The 18,343-nt window shown below is 50.1% G+C and carries 13 protein-coding genes; 11 read left to right on the top strand and 2 right to left on the bottom strand.

Annotated features, from left to right (window positions below; genetic code table 11):
- Positions 1-34: 34 nt before the first annotated feature.
- The gene (dauA, locus tag ACJHW7_RS02670) at positions 35-1,714 is read left to right on the top strand and encodes a C4-dicarboxylic acid transporter DauA (RefSeq protein WP_024227163.1); all 1,680 of its coding nucleotides are present in this window, start codon (positions 35-37) and stop codon (positions 1,712-1,714) included.
- Positions 1,715-1,768: 54 nt separating this feature from the next.
- Here the strand turns inward: dauA and ychH are convergent, their stop codons facing one another.
- On the bottom strand, positions 1,769-2,047 hold the full coding sequence (gene ychH / locus ACJHW7_RS02665) for a stress-induced protein YchH (protein WP_000823885.1): 279 nt from the start codon (positions 2,045-2,047) through the stop codon (positions 1,769-1,771).
- Between the two features lie 277 nt (positions 2,048-2,324).
- On the opposite strand from ychH, the gene pth reads away from it, so the two are divergent.
- The 3 genes from pth (at position 2,325) to ACJHW7_RS02650 (ending at position 7,846) form a co-directional block, all read left to right on the top strand.
- The gene (pth, locus tag ACJHW7_RS02660; RefSeq protein ID WP_021556726.1) at positions 2,325-2,909 is read left to right on the top strand and encodes an aminoacyl-tRNA hydrolase; all 585 of its coding nucleotides are present in this window, start codon (positions 2,325-2,327) and stop codon (positions 2,907-2,909) included.
- A gap of 116 nt (positions 2,910-3,025) precedes the next feature.
- Positions 3,026-4,117, top strand: a complete 1,092-nt coding sequence (gene ychF, locus ACJHW7_RS02655) for a redox-regulated ATPase YchF (protein ID WP_000505866.1) — start codon at positions 3,026-3,028, stop codon at positions 4,115-4,117.
- An 843-nt stretch (positions 4,118-4,960) separates the two neighbouring features.
- Positions 4,961-7,846 (top strand): autotransporter outer membrane beta-barrel domain-containing protein, encoded by a 2,886-nt coding sequence (locus tag ACJHW7_RS02650; protein ID WP_021556725.1) that lies wholly within the window; start codon positions 4,961-4,963, stop codon positions 7,844-7,846.
- Positions 7,847-7,945: 99 nt separating this feature from the next.
- Here the strand turns inward: ACJHW7_RS02650 and dhaR are convergent, their stop codons facing one another.
- Entirely contained in the window at positions 7,946-9,865 is a 1,920-nt protein-coding gene (gene dhaR, locus ACJHW7_RS02645) for a dihydroxyacetone kinase operon transcriptional regulator DhaR (RefSeq protein WP_001385778.1), read from the bottom strand.
- 227 nt (positions 9,866-10,092) lie between these two features.
- Here dhaR and dhaK point away from each other — a divergent pair, with 227 nt between their 5' ends.
- The 7 genes from dhaK (at position 10,093) to ACJHW7_RS02610 (ending at position 18,340) form a co-directional block, all read left to right on the top strand.
- Positions 10,093-11,163: a dihydroxyacetone kinase subunit DhaK gene (gene dhaK / locus ACJHW7_RS02640; protein ID WP_001536887.1), complete on the top strand. Its 1,071-nt coding sequence runs from the start codon at positions 10,093-10,095 to the stop codon at positions 11,161-11,163.
- A 10-nt stretch (positions 11,164-11,173) separates the two neighbouring features.
- Positions 11,174-11,806 carry a dihydroxyacetone kinase subunit DhaL gene (gene dhaL, locus ACJHW7_RS02635; protein WP_001307735.1) on the top strand — a complete coding sequence of 211 codons (633 nt, stop codon included), beginning with the start codon at positions 11,174-11,176 and terminating at the stop codon, positions 11,804-11,806.
- Positions 11,807-11,816: 10 nt separating this feature from the next.
- On the top strand, positions 11,817-13,235 hold the full coding sequence (gene dhaM, locus ACJHW7_RS02630) for a dihydroxyacetone kinase phosphoryl donor subunit DhaM (RefSeq protein WP_001383110.1): 1,419 nt from the start codon (positions 11,817-11,819) through the stop codon (positions 13,233-13,235).
- Between the two features lie 319 nt (positions 13,236-13,554).
- Complete coding sequence (gene treA / locus ACJHW7_RS02625; protein ID WP_000841726.1) at positions 13,555-15,252, top strand: alpha,alpha-trehalase; 1,698 nt, start codon at positions 13,555-13,557, stop codon at positions 15,250-15,252.
- Between the two features lie 330 nt (positions 15,253-15,582).
- On the top strand, positions 15,583-16,605 hold the full coding sequence (locus tag ACJHW7_RS02620; RefSeq protein WP_021556724.1) for an iron ABC transporter substrate-binding protein: 1,023 nt from the start codon (positions 15,583-15,585) through the stop codon (positions 16,603-16,605).
- Positions 16,605-17,585 (top strand): FecCD family ABC transporter permease, encoded by a 981-nt coding sequence (locus tag ACJHW7_RS02615; RefSeq protein WP_021556723.1) that lies wholly within the window; start codon positions 16,605-16,607, stop codon positions 17,583-17,585. The genes ACJHW7_RS02620 and ACJHW7_RS02615 overlap by 1 nt, the downstream gene beginning before the upstream one ends.
- Entirely contained in the window at positions 17,582-18,340 is a 759-nt protein-coding gene (locus ACJHW7_RS02610; RefSeq protein ID WP_000173324.1) for an ABC transporter ATP-binding protein, read from the top strand. The genes ACJHW7_RS02615 and ACJHW7_RS02610 overlap by 4 nt, the downstream gene beginning before the upstream one ends.
- The last annotated feature ends 3 nt before the right edge of the window (positions 18,341-18,343 follow it).

Raw genomic sequence — 18,343 nt, 5'->3', positions numbered from 1 at the left:
TGACAGATGATGCGCTCACGGATGAAACATTATTGTGAACAAAATATTTTCCTCACATGTGATGCCTTTCCGCGCTCTGATCGACGCTTGCTGGAAAGAAAAATATACTGCCGCACGGTTTACCCGTGACCTGATTGCCGGGATAACCGTCGGGATTATTGCTATCCCGCTGGCGATGGCGTTGGCTATTGGTAGTGGTGTGGCACCCCAGTACGGTTTATATACCGCAGCTGTTGCGGGGATTGTCATTGCTCTGACGGGTGGGTCACGCTTTAGCGTTTCCGGTCCGACTGCGGCATTTGTGGTAATTCTCTATCCCGTGTCGCAACAGTTTGGACTGGCAGGACTGCTGGTTGCGACCTTGCTGTCGGGGATCTTTTTGATTCTGATGGGTCTGGCACGCTTTGGTCGCCTGATTGAGTATATTCCGGTTTCCGTCACCTTAGGTTTCACCTCGGGTATCGGGATCACCATCGGTACCATGCAGATTAAAGATTTTCTCGGTCTGCAAATGGCCCATGTCCCGGAACATTATCTACAAAAAGTCGGCGCATTATTTATGGCGCTGCCGACCATTAATGTGGGTGATGCTGCCATTGGCATTGTGACGCTAGGTATTCTTGTTTTCTGGCCGCGTCTGGGCATTCGTTTACCCGGTCACCTTCCGGCCTTGCTGGCTGGTTGCGCGGTGATGGGGATTGTTAACCTGCTCGGCGGACATGTTGCTACCATCGGTTCGCAATTCCACTACGTCCTGGCCGATGGTTCTCAGGGTAACGGTATTCCGCAACTGCTGCCGCAACTGGTGCTGCCGTGGGATCTGCCTAATTCAGAATTCACGCTAACCTGGGATTCTATTCGCACACTGCTGCCTGCGGCATTCTCAATGGCAATGCTCGGCGCAATCGAATCTCTGCTCTGCGCCGTGGTGCTGGATGGTATGACCGGGACGAAACACAAGGCGAATAGCGAACTGGTTGGACAGGGACTGGGGAATATCATCGCTCCGTTCTTTGGTGGTATTACCGCTACCGCTGCCATCGCGCGTTCTGCCGCTAACGTCCGTGCCGGGGCAACTTCCCCTATCTCGGCGGTGATCCACTCTATTCTGGTTATTCTTGCCCTGCTGGTACTGGCACCGCTGCTCTCCTGGCTGCCGCTTTCCGCTATGGCAGCCCTGCTGTTGATGGTAGCGTGGAACATGAGTGAAGCGCATAAAGTGGTCGACTTGCTGCGTCATGCACCGAAAGATGACATCATTGTCATGCTGCTGTGCATGTCGCTAACCGTGCTGTTTGATATGGTTATTGCCATCAGCGTGGGGATCGTGCTGGCATCGCTGCTGTTTATGCGTCGTATCGCACGTATGACTCGCCTGGCACCGGTAGTCGTAGATGTTCCAGACGATGTCCTGGTTCTGCGCGTTATTGGCCCGCTGTTTTTTGCTGCTGCTGAAGGCTTGTTCACGGACCTGGAGTCACGTCTTGAAGGCAAACGGATTGTGATTCTGAAGTGGGATGCCGTTCCGGTACTTGATGCTGGTGGTCTTGATGCGTTCCAGCGTTTTGTGAAGCGTCTACCCGAAGGATGTGAACTGCGCGTGTGCAACGTGGAATTCCAGCCACTGCGCACTATGGCTCGCGCAGGCATTCAACCGTTCCCGGGACGCCTCGCGTTCTTCCCGAATCGTCGCGCGGCGATGGCGGATTTATAAGTACGAGATTGACCAGTCAGCGCAAACTGACTGGTCAGCAAACTGCATTATTTGTTAGCTATGACGGCGATTATCGCTACGGCGGCAACGTTTGTCATAGTGGCGAACCCACCAGTAACGGTCGCACACCTGTTCATGCCCGCCAACACGGGCACCCGCCAGCCAGAGAATGGCACCGACGAAAATACTTAGCACTGCACCATGTGCGAAATACTGGGGCATATTAAACTGTGGTAACTGGTTGAGGATTGAATACCCCACGCCGACCACCATTACCACCAGACCCAACCCCATGAGCACGTTACCGAGTAACGAAGCGTTTTTGCGTTTCATATGTCACCTCCGGAACTTTCTGGGTTGTAACAGGGAATACCCCTCTTCCTTATGTGTAAAGTATAGACAACACCCTGTGGGTTATGTGCGGGCGTGATCACAATTACAACCCTTATTTCAACAAAACTTTACAAATAAACGCCTGAACACCCTGACTTTCTAATAGTCCACTCAGGCAATTATTACGTTATCTGCATTTGATACGCAGTTTTTTGTCAAGCGGGGCCGCAACCAGTAAACTACGCGCCAGTTATGTACACACTCAGGACAAAAAAACGTGACGATTAAATTGATTGTCGGCCTGGCGAACCCCGGTGCTGAATACGCCGCAACGCGACATAATGCTGGTGCCTGGTTCGTTGACTTACTGGCAGAGCGTTTGCGCGCTCCGCTGCGCGAAGAGGCTAAATTCTTTGGTTATACTTCGCGAGTCACCCTTGGAGGCGAAGATGTCCGCCTGTTAGTCCCGACTACATTTATGAATCTCAGCGGCAAAGCCGTTGCGGCGATGGCCAGTTTTTTCCGCATTAATCCGGACGAAATTCTGGTGGCCCACGACGAACTGGATCTGCCTCCTGGCGTCGCCAAATTTAAGTTGAGCGGTGGCCATGGTGGTCACAATGGACTGAAAGACATCATCAGTAAATTGGGTAATAACCCTAACTTTCACCGTTTACGCATCGGAATCGGTCATCCGGGCGATAAAAATAAAGTTGTTGGTTTTGTGTTAGGCAAACCGCCTGTTAGTGAACAGAAGTTAATTGATGAAGCCATCGACGAAGCGGCGCGTTGTACTGAAATGTGGTTTACAGATGGCTTGACCAAAGCAACGAACCGATTGCACGCCTTTAAAGCGCAATAAGTCGTTGTCTGCGGCATTTTTGCCGAGTGCCGTGTATAATAGGCAAAGTTATTTCCATTTCTGCAATCTGTTAGCAATAACAGGTTGATTATTAAGATATTAAGGTGATTTAAATCATGGGATTCAAATGCGGTATCGTCGGTTTGCCCAACGTCGGGAAATCTACCCTGTTCAACGCGCTGACCAAAGCCGGTATTGAAGCGGCCAACTTTCCATTCTGCACCATTGAGCCGAACACAGGCGTCGTACCAATGCCTGACCCTCGCCTGGATCAACTGGCTGAAATCGTAAAACCGCAGCGTACGCTTCCCACGACCATGGAATTTGTCGATATCGCCGGTCTGGTAAAAGGCGCATCGAAAGGCGAAGGTCTGGGTAACCAGTTCCTGACCAACATCCGTGAAACCGAAGCGATCGGTCACGTTGTTCGCTGCTTTGAAAATGACAACATCATTCACGTTTCCGGCAAAGTTAACCCGGCTGACGATATTGAAGTTATCAACACCGAACTGGCGCTGGCAGACCTCGACACCTGCGAACGTGCGATTCATCGCGTACAGAAGAAAGCCAAAGGTGGCGATAAAGACGCGAAAGCTGAGCTGGCGGTCCTGGAAAAATGCCTGCCCCAGCTGGAAAACGCAGGTATGCTGCGCGCGCTGGATTTAAGCGCTGAAGAGAAAGCGGCTATTCGTTACCTGAGCTTCCTGACGCTAAAACCAACAATGTACATCGCCAACGTCAACGAAGACGGTTTTGAAAACAACCCATATCTTGACCAGGTGCGTGAAATCGCGGCGAAAGAAGGTTCTGTTGTGGTTCCGGTTTGTGCCGCTGTTGAAGCAGACATTGCCGAACTGGACGACGAAGAACGTGACGAGTTTATGCAGGAGCTTGGGCTTGAAGAGCCGGGCCTGAACCGTGTGATCCGTGCCGGTTATAAGCTGCTGAACCTGCAAACTTACTTCACCGCTGGGGTGAAAGAAGTGCGTGCATGGACCATTCCGGTTGGAGCAACCGCGCCGCAGGCAGCGGGCAAAATCCATACTGATTTTGAAAAAGGCTTTATCCGTGCACAAACCATCTCGTTTGAAGATTTCATCACTTACAAAGGTGAACAAGGCGCGAAAGAAGCAGGCAAAATGCGTGCAGAAGGTAAAGACTACATCGTTAAAGATGGCGATGTGATGAACTTCCTTTTCAACGTCTAATTAATTTGTTGTCTCATGAGGTTTCGCTAAATCTCATGAAGAGCGCAAAAGTATATAAAATCCACGCAATTGCGTGGATTTTTCATTTCACCGAGTCCTAATCATTCTTGTAACATCCTACACTTTTGTGCTTATTGCCTACAGTGAACCACGAGAATAATTAAAGACATAAGTGTTCAGATGACGGATATCTCATTAGCAGTGATATAACGTCAGTTTTTGTTCCACTACACATCAGCCCCCTTCACAGCCGATCAATATTGATCACGCTCCAATATGCTGGCGAGAAAAGGACTTACCTGAAGGGTAATATCCCGCAGATAAAGTCCCCGAATAACGTGATTATGTGCGATCCTGGCAAGATGAAAATGATAACCAGTAGCACAATAACAACGATAGGCCAGAAAACCCATTGACCAAAAATGAATATCGATGTTTTTTGCTTTTTCTTATTAGTAATGCAAAAATGGCGCATATTGTTTTTGTTATGCAGATACATCAAGCGAAAATCCCATAACTAATTAGGATTATTACCAAAAATATTCACCAAATTTTTTAACCGCTGTTTGTTGTAATATTTTTGTCATATTCATAGTAACGAATTGGAATAAGTAACGACAACTTAGGGAATAACTCGATATAAACTCACCTTTGTAAGGGGGATGTTAAATATATATTAATTCCTGTGTTCCTGATTTTGCCCGGTAATAGAGAATTATTCTCAGAGAAGCTCATCATGATTGCACCATACAAATATCATGATGATAAGAGGATATTATTCATTGACTTAAACAAAATGACAAAATCCATAGACCCATAGCCTGGGTACTATATAGGAGTGGTATGGGCATCAAACAACACAATGGGAATACCAAAGCCGATCGTCTCGCTGAATTAAAAATCCGTTCGCCCTCAATTCAACTGATAAAATTTGGCGCTATTGGTTTGAATGCAATTATCTTTTCCCCCCTGCTGATAGCTGCTGATACAGGAAGTCAATATGGCACCAATATTACTATTAATGATGGTGACAGAATTACAGGAGATACCGCCGATCCATCAGGAAACCTCTATGGTGTAATGACCCCAGCAGGAAACACGCCTGGCAATATCAACCTGGGTAATGATGTCACCGTCAATGTCAACGACGCCTCTGGATATGCAAAAGGAATCATTATTCAGGGCAAAAACAGCTCCCTGACAGCTAACCGACTCACAGTAGATGTTGTTGGTCAAACCTCTGCCATCGGCATTAATTTAATTGGTGACTATACCCATGCTGACTTAGGCACAGGCAGCACCATTAAGAGTAACGATGACGGCATCATTATTGGGCATAGCTCAACACTAACAGCCACTCAATTCACCATTGAAAACTCGAACGGTATAGGCCTAACCATCAATGACTATGGCACCAGTGTCGATCTTGGAAGCGGAAGTAAAATCAAGACCGATGGAAGTACAGGTGTTTATATCGGTGGTCTCAACGGCAATAACGCCAATGGTGCTGCGCGTTTTACGGCGACAGACCTGACAATCGATGTTCAGGGATACAGCGCCATGGGGATAAACGTACAGAAAAACTCTGTTGTCGATCTCGGAACAAACAGTTCCATTAAAACCAGTGGCGATAATGCACACGGCCTCTGGAGCTTTGGCCAGGTTAGCGCGAATGCACTCACTGTTGATGTAACTGGAGCCGCGGCCAATGGCGTCGAAGTTCGTGGTGGTACAACCACTATCGGTGCAGATAGCCATATTTCTTCCGCGCAGGGCGGTGGTCTCGTCACCAGTGGTTCAGACGCGACAATCAATTTTTCTGGCACGGCAGCGCAACGAAACAGCATCTTTTCCGGCGGTTCTTATGGTGCCTCGGCCCAGACGGCAACGGCTGTTATCAACATGCAAAATACCGATATTACGGTTGATCGTAATGGCAGTCTGGCGCTGGGTTTGTGGGCGCTCAGCGGCGGTAGAATAACCGGAGACAGTTTGGCTATCACCGGCGCGGCAGGAGCCAGGGGGATTTATGCCATGACCAACAGCCAGATCGACCTCACGAGCGATCTGGTCATTGATATGAGTACACCCGACCAGATGGCCATCGCAACGCAACATGACGATGGTTATGCCGCCAGCCGCATCAACGCTTCGGGTCGTATGCTTATCAACGGTAGCGTTCTCTCCAAAGGTGGGCTAATCAATCTGGATATGCACCCAGGGTCGGTTTGGACAGGTTCCTCCCTTAGCGATAATGTCAATGACGGGAAACTGGACGTTGCAATGAATAACAGCGTCTGGAACGTAACAAGTAATTCTAATCTCGACACGCTGGCGCTGAGCCATTCAACTGTCGATTTTGCCAGCCACGCATCAACTGCCGGCACATTTACCACATTAAACGTAGAGAACCTGAGCGGTAACAGTACCTTTATTATGCGTGCTGATGTTGTTGGCGAGGGTAATGGCGTTAATAATAAAGGGGATTTATTGAATATCAGCGGGAGTAGTGCTGGTAATCATGTATTGGCTATCCGCAACCAGGGCAGCGAGGCCACAACGGGAAATGAAGTTCTGACAGTGGTAAAAACCACTGACGGTGCGGCCTCGTTCAGCGCGTCTTCTCAGGTTGAGTTGGGGGGATATCTGTACGATGTGCGTAAAAATGGCACTAACTGGGAGCTTTACGCTTCCGGGACAGTTCCGGAACCGACTCCTAATCCTGAACCAACACCGGCTCCCGCTCAGCCTCCCATAGTCAACCCCGATCCTACGCCTGAACCCGATCCTACGCCTAACCCCACTCCCACACCTAAACCCACCACGACTGCAGATGCTGGCGGCAATTATCTCAATGTCGGTTACTTATTAAACTATGTTGAAAACCGTACGCTGATGCAACGAATGGATGACCTGCGAAATCAGAGTAAAGACGGTAATATCTGGCTGCGCAGTTATGGGGGAAGCCTGGACTCCTTCGCCAGTGGCAAACTGAGCGGCTTTGACATGGGTTACAGCGGTATCCAGTTTGGTGGGGATAAACGTCTCTCTGATGTAATGCCGTTGTATGTCGGTCTGTATATTGGCTCAACACATGCATCGCCGGACTATAGCGGTGGCGACGGTACCGCACGTTCAGACTACATGGGAATGTACGCCAGTTACATGGCACACAACGGTTTTTACAGCGATCTCGTTGTAAAAGCATCGCGCCAGAAAAATAGTTTCCACGTACTGGACAGTCAGAACAACGGCGTTAACGCCAACGGCACTGCGAATGGATTGAGCATCTCCCTGGAAGCCGGGCAGAGGTTCAACCTGACCCCTACTGGTTATGGGTTCTATATAGAGCCGCAAACCCAGCTCACATACAGCCACCAGAATGAGATGGCTATGAAGGCGAGTAATGGTCTCAATATACATCTGAATCACTACGAATCGCTGCTGGGGCGTGCCAGCATGATACTGGGATATGACATCACCGCAGGCAACAGCCAGCTGAATATCTATGTGAAGACTGGCGCTATCCGCGAGTTTTCAGGGGATACAGAATATCAGTTGAATAACTCCCGGGAGAAGTACAGTTTCAAAGGTAATGGCTGGAATAACGGCGTGGGAGTCAGTGCACAGTATAACAAACAGCACACATTCTACCTCGAAGCGGATTACACGCAGGGTAACCTCTTTGATCAGAAGCAAGTCAACGGAGGATATCGCTTCAGCTTTTAAGTGCAGGATAGACAAGCCCTTAAACGATGCTGAATAATGTTAGCGTGCGCCGGAATGAAATATAGATCACTCTGATGTATCAGAAATCGTCTCTGTCTTTCATACCCGGCGCTTAAACTGCCCTGCATCAATGCCATGTTGCTTCATTTTCCTCCACAGCGTAGTGCGGCCGATTCCAAGTAAAGCCGACATTTCCTGAATGCGACCGCCTGTGACCTGGGCTGCGTTAATAATTGCCTCTTTTTCAACTTCCGCAAATGACAGACTGGTGGAAAGGCGTGTGGCGCTGACATCATCTGTCGCCTGCTCGGTAAACAGATGTTCCGGCAAATCACTGACGCGAATGCGCCCATTATCACTACTCAGAGCAAGATTCTCGATGACGCTGTAAAGTTCAAAATCGTTGCCAGGCCATGCACAAGAAACCAGGCGAGCGAGGGCATCGTCATCAATTTTCAGCCGCGTAGAGAAGCGTTTTTCAAGACTGCGTAATTTGTTATTCACCAACGCCGGAATGCTGCCACGCCGCATACGCAGAGGCGGGATGGTAATTTCAAATGCATGCAGCGCGTAATACAGCTGGCGACTAAAACGATTTTGTTCCACCAGCATTGCGAGGTCCGCGGTCGTTGTGGCAATCACTTTGACATCAATTGGTATTAAACGCCGCGCATCCAGTCGCGTGATAACACCCTGCTTGATAACCTGAAGCAAAGCAGACTGTAACTCCACCGCCAGATATTCAATCTTTTCAAGAAACAGCGTGCCGCCGTGCGCCAGTTCCAGCCGACTCAGACGGCCATTTTCATTGTCCGTGCGATCGCCGCCAATAAATTCTTCCGCCAGTGCCGCATCACCATATAACTCACAATTGACGGCGATATAAGGACCTGCAGCACGCTCGCTTTCATTATGAATTGCCTGACTTAGCAGTGCCTTGCCCACGCCTTCTTCTCCACAAAGCAGGACAGGAAAGCTACTGCGCGCCGCCTGGCGACCAAAATGAATCAAGCGGCGGGTTTGCGGATCGTCCTGTGGCATATGAGCGAAGGTATGGCTGACTTTTCCTAATTGACTGGTCATTAACTGCCGCATCTGTTCCACAGGATGGAGCAACAAAATAAAGCTGGTTCCCTGCGTTTCTATTATCGGTTTAAGGGTTATCACCGCATCAATAAACTGGTGCTGGCTTTCAAAGGTTGCTTCTACGTGTTTGAGCGGATGTGCCTGTTTTATTGCTTGTTGCAATACGGCGGGTAACGTTAAGAGTTCAGTGATTGCCCGTCCCTGACTTGCCGTCGCGTCAAGGCGCAAGACCCGCGCCGCCTGGGCATTAATAAATTGCAAATTACCCTGCTCGTCCCAGCTAATCACGCCATCATCCATACTTTCTAACAGGGCATTAAGTTGATTTAAATGACGGTTAGTTTCAGCGAGCAAACTGTCCGTCAGCAGTAAATTACCGACCTCGCGGGCGATTGCCAACGTCAACGGCAAATCAGCTGCGGTAGTTTGCTCAACCGGACACGCCAGCGCTATTGTTCCCGTCAATCGGCCCTTGCTGTCAAACAACGGCGTTGCACAAAAGGCCCAGTTCCAGAGTGCCTGTTTGAAATGTTGATCGGCCATCGTTTTCACGGCCTGACCAGAGATAGCCGCTAACGATAGCGCACAAGTACCAATAATTCCCTCGGCGCAATACGTGCCGTCATGGAATCCAAGTGCACTTAGCTGCTGCAAGGTTTGCGGATCGCCATTACGGCTGAGAATGCAGGCGGTTTCATCGAGAATAAACAGCGCACACTCTCGCGGTGCCATATATTCCCAGGCATCTTCCAGCGCAGCCTGCCCGAGCGTCAGCATCGCTTTCTTACGCCGATAAATAGAAGCAAATGTCACGCCCTGGGCCTGATGTGGTACGTTCCATGTCTCCCGTTTCATCAGCTTATTGCATCGCTCCCAGGAGGTTGCAATTAAGGGAGATATGCCCCGACCATCGTTGTTAAAAGCGCCACTCATATCCCGCATCCCTTATGACAAAAGGTGTTCCGGCTCTCAATTTTAAGTATTAATACACGTAAAAGTTTCAATATGGAACATTCATTAAAGCATATGTTTCACTATGAAACATAATTTGGGCTAATTTTCTTTTCCCTTGCCTGATGCACAATGGATTCATCGGCAGTCAGTGGTCGCCGTGTCGTTGAACATCATCCATGCCCTACCGTAATTGCTGGAGCAAAATAATGAAAAAATTGATCAATGATGTGCAAGACGTACTGGACGAACAACTGGCAGGACTGGCGAAAGCGCATCCATCGCTGACACTGCATCAGGATCCGGTGTATGTCACCCGAGCTGATGCCCCTGTTGCAGGAAAAGTCGCCCTGCTGTCGGGTGGCGGCAGCGGACACGAGCCGATGCACTGTGGTTATATCGGTCAGGGGATGCTTTCGGGGGCCTGTCCGGGCGAAATTTTCACCTCACCGACGCCCGATAAAATCTTTGAATGCGCCATGCAAGTTGATGGCGGCGAAGGTGTACTGTTGATTATCAAAAATTACACCGGCGATATTCTTAACTTTGAAACAGCGACCGAGTTACTGCACGATAGCGGCGTAAAAGTGACCACTGTGGTCATTGATGACGACGTTGCAGTAAAAGACAGTCTTTATACCGCCGGGCGGCGCGGCGTTGCCAACACCGTATTAATTGAAAAACTCGTAGGCGCAGCGGCGGAGCGTGGCGACTCACTGGACGCCTGTGCGGAACTGGGGCGTAAGTTGAATAATCAAGGCCACTCAATAGGTATCGCTCTCGGTGCCTGTACCGTTCCTGCCGCGGGCAAACCTTCTTTTACCCTGGCGGATAATGAGATGGAGTTTGGCGTCGGCATTCATGGTGAGCCGGGTATTGACCGTCGCCCCTTCTCTTCCCTTGATCAAACCGTCGATGAAATGTTCGTCACCCTGCTGGAAAATGGCTCATACCATCGCACTTTGCGTTTCTGGGATTATCAACAAGGCAGCTGGCAGGAAGAACCACAAACCAAACAACCGCTCCAGTCTGGCGACAGGGTGATTGCGCTGGTTAACAATCTTGGCGCAACTCCACTTTCTGAGCTGTACGGCGTCTATAACCGCCTGACCACACGTTGCCAGCAAGCGGGATTGACTATCGAGCGTAATTTAATTGGCGCGTACTGCACCTCACTGGATATGACCGGTTTCTCAATCACCTTACTGAAAGTTGATGACGAAACGCTGGCACTCTGGGACGCCCCGGTCCACACCCCGGCCCTTAACTGGGGTAAATAAGGAGAAAGCAATGTCACTGAGCAGAACTCAAATTGTTAACTGGCTCACTCGTTGTGGCGATATTTTCAACACCGAGAGCGAGTATCTTACCGGACTGGATCGCGAGATTGGCGACGCTGACCACGGGCTAAATATGAACCGAGGCTTTAGCAAAGTGGTGGAAAAACTCCCTGCTATCGCAGATAAAGATATCGGTTTCATTCTCAAGAATACCGGTATGACGCTGCTTTCCAGCGTCGGTGGTGCCAGTGGTCCGCTATTCGGTACCTTCTTTATACGCGCCGCACAGGCGACCCAGGCACGGCAAAGCCTGACGCTGGAAGAGCTTTATCAGATGTTCCGCGATGGCGCGGACGGCGTAATCAGTCGCGGGAAAGCCGAACCTGGCGATAAAACCATGTGTGATGTGTGGGTGCCGGTGGTGGAATCGTTACGTCAGTCCAGCGAGCAAAATCTCTCTGTTCCGGCGGCACTCGAAGCTGCCAGTAGCATCGCCGAATCCGCTGCACAAAGTACGATTACGATGCAAGCCCGCAAAGGCCGCGCCAGTTATCTCGGTGAACGCAGTATTGGTCACCAGGATCCCGGCGCAACCTCGGTGATGTTTATGATGCAAATGTTGGCATTAGCCGCAAAAGAGTAAGGAATTGGTGATGGTAAACCTGGTCATAGTTTCACATAGCAGCCGACTGGGAGAAGGTGTCGGTGAATTAGCCCGTCAGATGTTAATGAGTGATAGTTGTAAAATCGCCATTGCTGCGGGAATTGACGATCCACAAAATCCCATTGGTACCGATGCCGTCAAAGTGATGGAGGCCATAGAATCTGTTGCCGATGCCGACCATGTGCTGGTCATGATGGATATGGGTAGCGCATTATTGAGTGCTGAAACTGCGCTGGAATTGCTGGCTCCCGAGATCGCTGCAAAAGTACGTTTGTGTGCTGCACCGTTGGTCGAAGGTACACTGGCAGCAACGGTCAGCGCGGCCTCGGGGGCGGAGATCGACAAAGTTATCTTTGACGCCATGCATGCGCTGGAAGCCAAACGTGAACAACTGGGTTTACCGTCCTCCGACACTGAAATCTCTGACACATGTCCTGCGTACGATGAAGAAGCCCGTTCTCTGGCGGTGGTCATTAAAAACCGTAACGGCCTGCACGTCCGTCCGGCCTCCCGGCTGGTTTATACCTTATCGACATTTAATGCCGATATGTTGCTGGAAAAAAACGGCAAATGCGTCACACCGGAGAGTATTAACCAGATTGCGTTACTACAAGTTCGCTATAACGATACGCTGCGCCTGATTGCGAAAGGGCCAGAAGCTGAAGAGGCACTGATCGCTTTCCGTCAGCTGGCTGAAGATAACTTTGGTGAAACGGAGGAAGTTGCTCCACCTACTCTGCGTCCCGTTCCGCCTGTTTCGGGTAAAGCATTTTATTATCAACCAGTTTTATGTACGGTACAGGCCAAATCAACCCTGACCGTGGAAGAGGAACAAGATCGATTACGCCAGGCCATTGACTTCACGTTATTAGATCTGATGACGTTAACAGCGAAAGCAGAAGCCAGCGGGCTTGACGATATTGCCGCAATCTTTTCTGGTCACCATACACTGTTAGATGATCCGGAACTGCTGGCGGCGGCAAGCGAACTCCTTCAGCACGAACATTGCACGGCAGAATATGCCTGGCAGCAAGTTCTTAAAGAACTTAGCCAGCAATACCAGCAACTGGATGATGAATATCTACAAGCTCGCTATATTGATGTGGACGATCTTCTGCATCGCACCCTGGTCCACCTGACCCAAACGAAAGAAGAACTCCCGCAGTTTAACTCGCCAACTATTCTACTGGCGGAGAACATTTATCCCTCCGCAGTACTGCAACTGGATCCGGCGGTTGTAAAAGGTATCTGCCTTAGCGCCGGAAGTCCGGTATCCCACAGCGCCCTGATCGCCCGTGAACTGGGGATTGGCTGGATTTGCCAGCAGGGTGAGAAACTGTATGCGATACAACCAGAAGAAAAGCTAACGCTGGACGTTAAAACGCAACGTTTCAACCGTCAGGGTTAAGTCACCGTTCGGATGGCATCGTTCTGATGTCATCCGGCAATTTACTCAGCACTAATGTTTTTTAACTACCTGTTATATTTTTCACCAATTTATGATGATTTTTCTTCGCTAATCGCGAACCAAACGCCGCTGGCTGGCTAATAAACAGACGTTATTTGATCACTCTATTTCGCCGTTATTTATCCCTTTAATTCCCTTTTCTAAAATGCCTGACAGTTCGCAGAATGAGATTTCGATCATGCAGCTAGTGCGATCCTGAACTAAGGTTTTCTGATACTTGAATACCGTTTTATTCGGTTTCGCCTAAGGAGAATGATTGATGAAATCCCCCGCACCTTCTCGCCCGCAAAAAATGGCGTTAATTCCAGCCTGCATCTTTTTGTGTTTCGCTGCGCTATCGGTGCAGGCAGAAGAAACACCGGTAACGCCACAGCCGCCTGATATTTTATTAGGGCCGCTGTTTAATGATGTGCAAAACGCCAAACTTTTTCCGGACCAAAAAACCTTTGCCGATGCCGTGCCGAACAGCGATCCGCTGATGATCCTTGCTGATTATCGGATGCAGCAAAACCAGAGCGGATTTGATCTGCGCCATTTCGTTAACGTCAATTTCACCCTGCCGACAGAGGGCGAGAAATATGTTCCGCCAGAGGGACAGTCACTGCGCGAACATATTGACGGACTTTGGCCGGTATTAACGCGTTCTACCGAAAACACCGAAAAATGGGATTCTCTGTTACCGCTGCCGGAACCTTATGTCGTGCCGGGCGGACGTTTTCGCGAGGTATATTACTGGGACAGTTACTTCACCATGTTAGGACTTGCCGAAAGCGGTCACTGGGATAAAGTCGCGGATATGGTGGCCAATTTTGCTCATGAAATAGACACTTACGGTCATATTCCCAACGGCAACCGCAGTTACTATTTAAGCCGCTCGCAGCCGCCCTTCTTTGCCCTGATGGTAGAGTTACTGGCGCAGCATGAAGGCGATGCCGCATTGAAGCAATACCTGCCGCAAATGCAAAAAGAATATGCTTACTGGATGGACGGTGTTGAAAACCTGCAAGCCGGACAACAGGAAAAACGCGTTGTAAAACTTCAGGATGGTACCCTTCTCAACCGCTACTGGGACGATCGTGATACGCCACGACCAGAGTCATGGGTGGAAGATATTGCCACCGCCAAAAGCAATCCGAATCGACCTGCCACTGAAATTTACCGCGACCTGCGCTCTGCCGCTGCGTCTGGCTGGGATTTCAGCTCGCGCTGGATGGACAATCCGCAGCAGTTAAATACCATACGCACCACCAGCATCGTACCGGTCGATCTGAACAGCCTGATGTTTAAAATGGAAAAAATCCTCGCCCGCGCCAGCAAGGCTGCCGGAGATAACGCGATGGCAAACCAGTACGAAACGCTGGCAAATGCCCGTCAAAAAGGGATCGAAAAATACCTGTGGAACGATCAACAAGGCTGGTATGCCGATTACGACCTGAAAAGTCATAAAGTGCGCAATCAGTTAACCGCTGCCGCCCTGTTCCCGCTGTACGTCAATGCGGCAGCGAAAGATCGCGCCAACAAAATGGCGACGGCGACGAAAACACATCTGCTGCAACCAGGCGGCCTGAACACCACGTCGGTGAAAAGTGGGCAACAATGGGATGCGCCAAATGGCTGGGCACCGTTGCAGTGGGTCGCGACAGAAGGATTACAAAACTACGGTCAAAAAGAGGTGGCGATGGACATTAGCTGGCACTTCCTGACCAATGTTCAGCACACCTATGACCGGGAGAAAAAGCTGGTGGAAAAATATGATGTCAGCACCACCGGAACGGGGGGCGGCGGTGGCGAATATCCATTACAGGATGGCTTTGGCTGGACCAATGGCGTGACGCTGAAAATGCTGGATTTGATCTGCCCGAAAGAGCAACCGTGTGACAATGTTCCGGCGACGCGTCCACTCAGTGAATCAACAACACAGCCGGTAAAACAAAAAGAGGCGGAACCTACGCCTTAACTTTGCTGTATATCGAGCAATGCCATTATGTGCATAAAATTGGCATTGCTCTTTTTTCGCCACGAAATGCCCCCCATTCTACGGTCTATGCCTTTATTTTCTTATATCAGAGAAGATTTTAATTTTATTTTATCAATTTGTTAATCAGTACACCTCTATTTATATTTTTCGCCACTCCGCCATTCTCCCTGACAATTTTCTTGTGGAACAAAGTGTTATTTAAACAACAAGCAAATCACTCTGTCTCTTTAGACAAATTTTGACATCAAACATGATTTTTTTCGATATATATGTAAATATATAGCGGTTTTAATTATCAGGATATAACTTATGTCACTAACCAGACGGAGGTTTACACAGATTCTTGCGTCGACGTTGTTCCTGCATCATCTGCCTTCTTTTGCACAATCAGTCAAATTCTGGGCCTCACTGACGCTTCCCGAAGCCCAAAACATTACACGCATCGTCAGCGCAGGTGCGCCCGCCGATTTGCTATTGCTGGCTGTCGCGCCAGAAAAAATGGTCGGTTTTTCCTCTTTTGATTTTGCCCGTCAGGCATTAATTCCATTGCCAGAGCACATTCGCCAGTTACCCAGGCTGGGACGACTCGCCGGGCGCGCCAGCACACTCTCGCTGGAAGGGCTTATGGCGTTACATCCCGATTTGGTCGTTGATTGCGGCAATACGGATGAAACCTGGATCTCCCAGGCACGGCAGGTTAGCGAACAGACACAAATACCCTGGTTATTGCTTAACGGGAAACTGGCGCAATCAGCAGAACAGTTAACAACGCTTGGCAAAACGTTAGGCGAAGAGCATCGCGCCGCAGAACAAGCCAATCTCGCCAGCCGCTTCGTTGCTGAAGCTCAGGCATTCGCCACCTCACCCGCCGCTAACCTCCGCTTTTATGCTGCGCGCGGTCCTCGAGGGCTGGAAACGGGCTTAAAGGGTTCGTTGCATACCGAGGCGGCGGAATTATTAGGTTTGCACAACGTCGCGCAAATCGCCGATCGCCACGGCCTGACACAGGTTTCCATGGAAAATCTCCTGCGCTGGCAGCCGGATATTATTCTGGTTCAGGAGGCCGTTACTGCAGATTTTATTCGTCGTGATCCTCTCTGGCAGGGCGTGAAAGCCGTTGCGGAACAACGCATCTTATTTTTAAGTGGCTTGCCCTTTGGCTGGCTGGATGCCCCGCCGGGAATCAACCGTCTTCTGGGATTACGCAGACTTCACGCCTGGCTGGACCCCGCCATCAATCGCCAGTTTAAAAGTGACATGCAGCATTACGCCCAACTGTTCTGGCATTGTTCACTCAGTGACGCCGACTATCAAAAATTGGTGGCAAGCTAATGAGAATCGTAAACGGATGCATTTTGCTGCTGGCAGCTATCAGTATCACTTTTGCCGCCGTAAGTGGGGCTTATCATCTCGATATGCAGCAACTGCTGGCGCTAATTCTTCGTCAAGAAAATGTTCCTGTGCAGGAACAAATTGTCTTCTGGCAAATCCGCGTGCCGCGTATTCTTGCTGCGCTGTTACTGGGCGCGGCGCTGGCAGGAGCCGGAACCACCTATCAGGGAATGTTGCGTAATCCCTTAGTTTCACCGGATATTTTAGGCGTCTCCGCCGGTGCCGGACTTGGTGCCTGCATGGCAATTCTGTGGGGATTATCCATTGTTTACATCCAGCTGTACGCATTTTGCGGCGGGCTGATGGTGGTCGCGGGCGTCTGGTTGATTACGCGTCGGGTGACCCGCCACGATCCGATCTTAACCCTGGTGCTGGTAGGCATTGCGTTAGGAACGTTGTGCGGAGCGGGGATATCGCTAATTAAAACGCTGGCCGATCCTTACACCCAGTTACCGTCAATTACCTTCTGGTTGCTGGGGGGACTGTCCACCGTGACCTTACGCGATCTCTGCTATGCTACACCGATCATTCTCATTGGCTCCTTGCCCCTGTTTTTTCTCCGCTGGCGCATGAATTTACTCACGCTTTCCGACGACGAAGCCCGTTCGCTGGGACTGAACGTGACGCGTCTGCGCTTTGGATTGATTGTCTGCGCCACACTAATCACCGCCAGTACGGTAGCAATAGCGGGCATAATTGGTTGGGTCGGCCTGGTCGTTCCGCACATTGCCCGCTTGTTGACCGGTCATAACCATCAGCAGCTGTTGCCCATGGCAATGTGTACTGGCGCGATTCTGCTCCTGCTTACCGATACGCTGGCACGCAGCATTGGAACAACAGAAATCCCACTTGGCATTCTGACCGCTTTTGTTGGCGCACCGTTTTTCCTGCTTTTGTTGTTACGCGGAGGTCGCCAGTGACTTTGCTTGCCGTCCGTCATGCGTCTCTGGGTTACTCCCGCCATCCGGTGCTACGCGACGTGTCCTTCACCCTGTCGCAAGGAACAATTTGTTGTCTGTTAGGAGCCAATGGTTGCGGCAAAACCACACTCATGCGCTCCATTCTTGGCGTTATACCGTTATTAAAAGGCGAGGTCTTACTGGATAGCCTCCCTGTGCAGACACTCAGCCATCGCCAGCGCGCGCAGGCTATTGCCTGGGTGCCGCAGGCGCACGACGGTATTTTTGCTTTTAGTGTGCTGGATATGGTGTTGATGGGCCTGGCCCCCACCATAGGCGCTTTTTCCGTTCCCGGTAAGCAAGAACGCCTGAAAGCCACGGAGCAACTGGAAAAGCTGGGTATTTTGCATCTGGCGGCACGACGCTGGAATACGCTTAGCGGCGGTGAACGTCAGCTGGCTTTAATCGCCCGTGCACTCGTCCAGCAACCGCGCTTGTTGTTACTGGATGAGCCTGCCTCCAGCCTCGATTTCGGTCATCAGATCCAACTACTGGACACGCTGGCACAGCTCAAAAATAACGGCATGACAATGTTAATGTCGACTCATCATCCGCTCCATGCCAACGCCATTGCCGACAGCATTATCCAGGTAGAGCCAGATGGACGAGTAACACAAGGCTTACCGACCGAACAGTTAACAACAAACAAACTGGCTGCCCTGTATCGGGTTTCTGCCGACCAGATTCATCATCACCTCTCTGCAATTAGCCACTAAGGA

This window comes from Escherichia sp. WS1152 (assembly GCF_046487665.1).
GTDB classification, from domain to species: Bacteria; Pseudomonadota; Gammaproteobacteria; order Enterobacterales; family Enterobacteriaceae; genus Escherichia; species Escherichia coli.
The sequence above is the reverse complement of the archived record's forward strand: the minus strand, read 5'-3'. Positions and strand labels throughout refer to the sequence as shown.

What these genes read in the sequence shown, in the direction of transcription:
- ychH (WP_000823885.1), bottom strand. Translation starts at nt 2,047, where the DNA reads ATGAAACGCAAAAACGCTTCGTTACTCGGTAACGTGCTCATGGGGTTG.
- ychF (WP_000505866.1), top strand. Translation starts at nt 3,026, where the DNA reads ATGGGATTCAAATGCGGTATCGTCGGTTTGCCCAACGTCGGGAAATCT.
- ACJHW7_RS02650 (WP_021556725.1), top strand. Translation starts at nt 4,961, where the DNA reads ATGGGCATCAAACAACACAATGGGAATACCAAAGCCGATCGTCTCGCT.
- dhaR (WP_001385778.1), bottom strand. Translation starts at nt 9,865, where the DNA reads ATGAGTGGCGCTTTTAACAACGATGGTCGGGGCATATCTCCCTTAATT.
- dhaK (WP_001536887.1), top strand. Translation starts at nt 10,093, where the DNA reads ATGAAAAAATTGATCAATGATGTGCAAGACGTACTGGACGAACAACTG.
- dhaL (WP_001307735.1), top strand. Translation starts at nt 11,174, where the DNA reads ATGTCACTGAGCAGAACTCAAATTGTTAACTGGCTCACTCGTTGTGGC.
- dhaM (WP_001383110.1), top strand. Translation starts at nt 11,817, where the DNA reads ATGGTAAACCTGGTCATAGTTTCACATAGCAGCCGACTGGGAGAAGGT.
- treA (WP_000841726.1), top strand. Translation starts at nt 13,555, where the DNA reads ATGAAATCCCCCGCACCTTCTCGCCCGCAAAAAATGGCGTTAATTCCA.
- ACJHW7_RS02620 (WP_021556724.1), top strand. Translation starts at nt 15,583, where the DNA reads ATGTCACTAACCAGACGGAGGTTTACACAGATTCTTGCGTCGACGTTG.
- ACJHW7_RS02615 (WP_021556723.1), top strand. Translation starts at nt 16,605, where the DNA reads ATGAGAATCGTAAACGGATGCATTTTGCTGCTGGCAGCTATCAGTATC.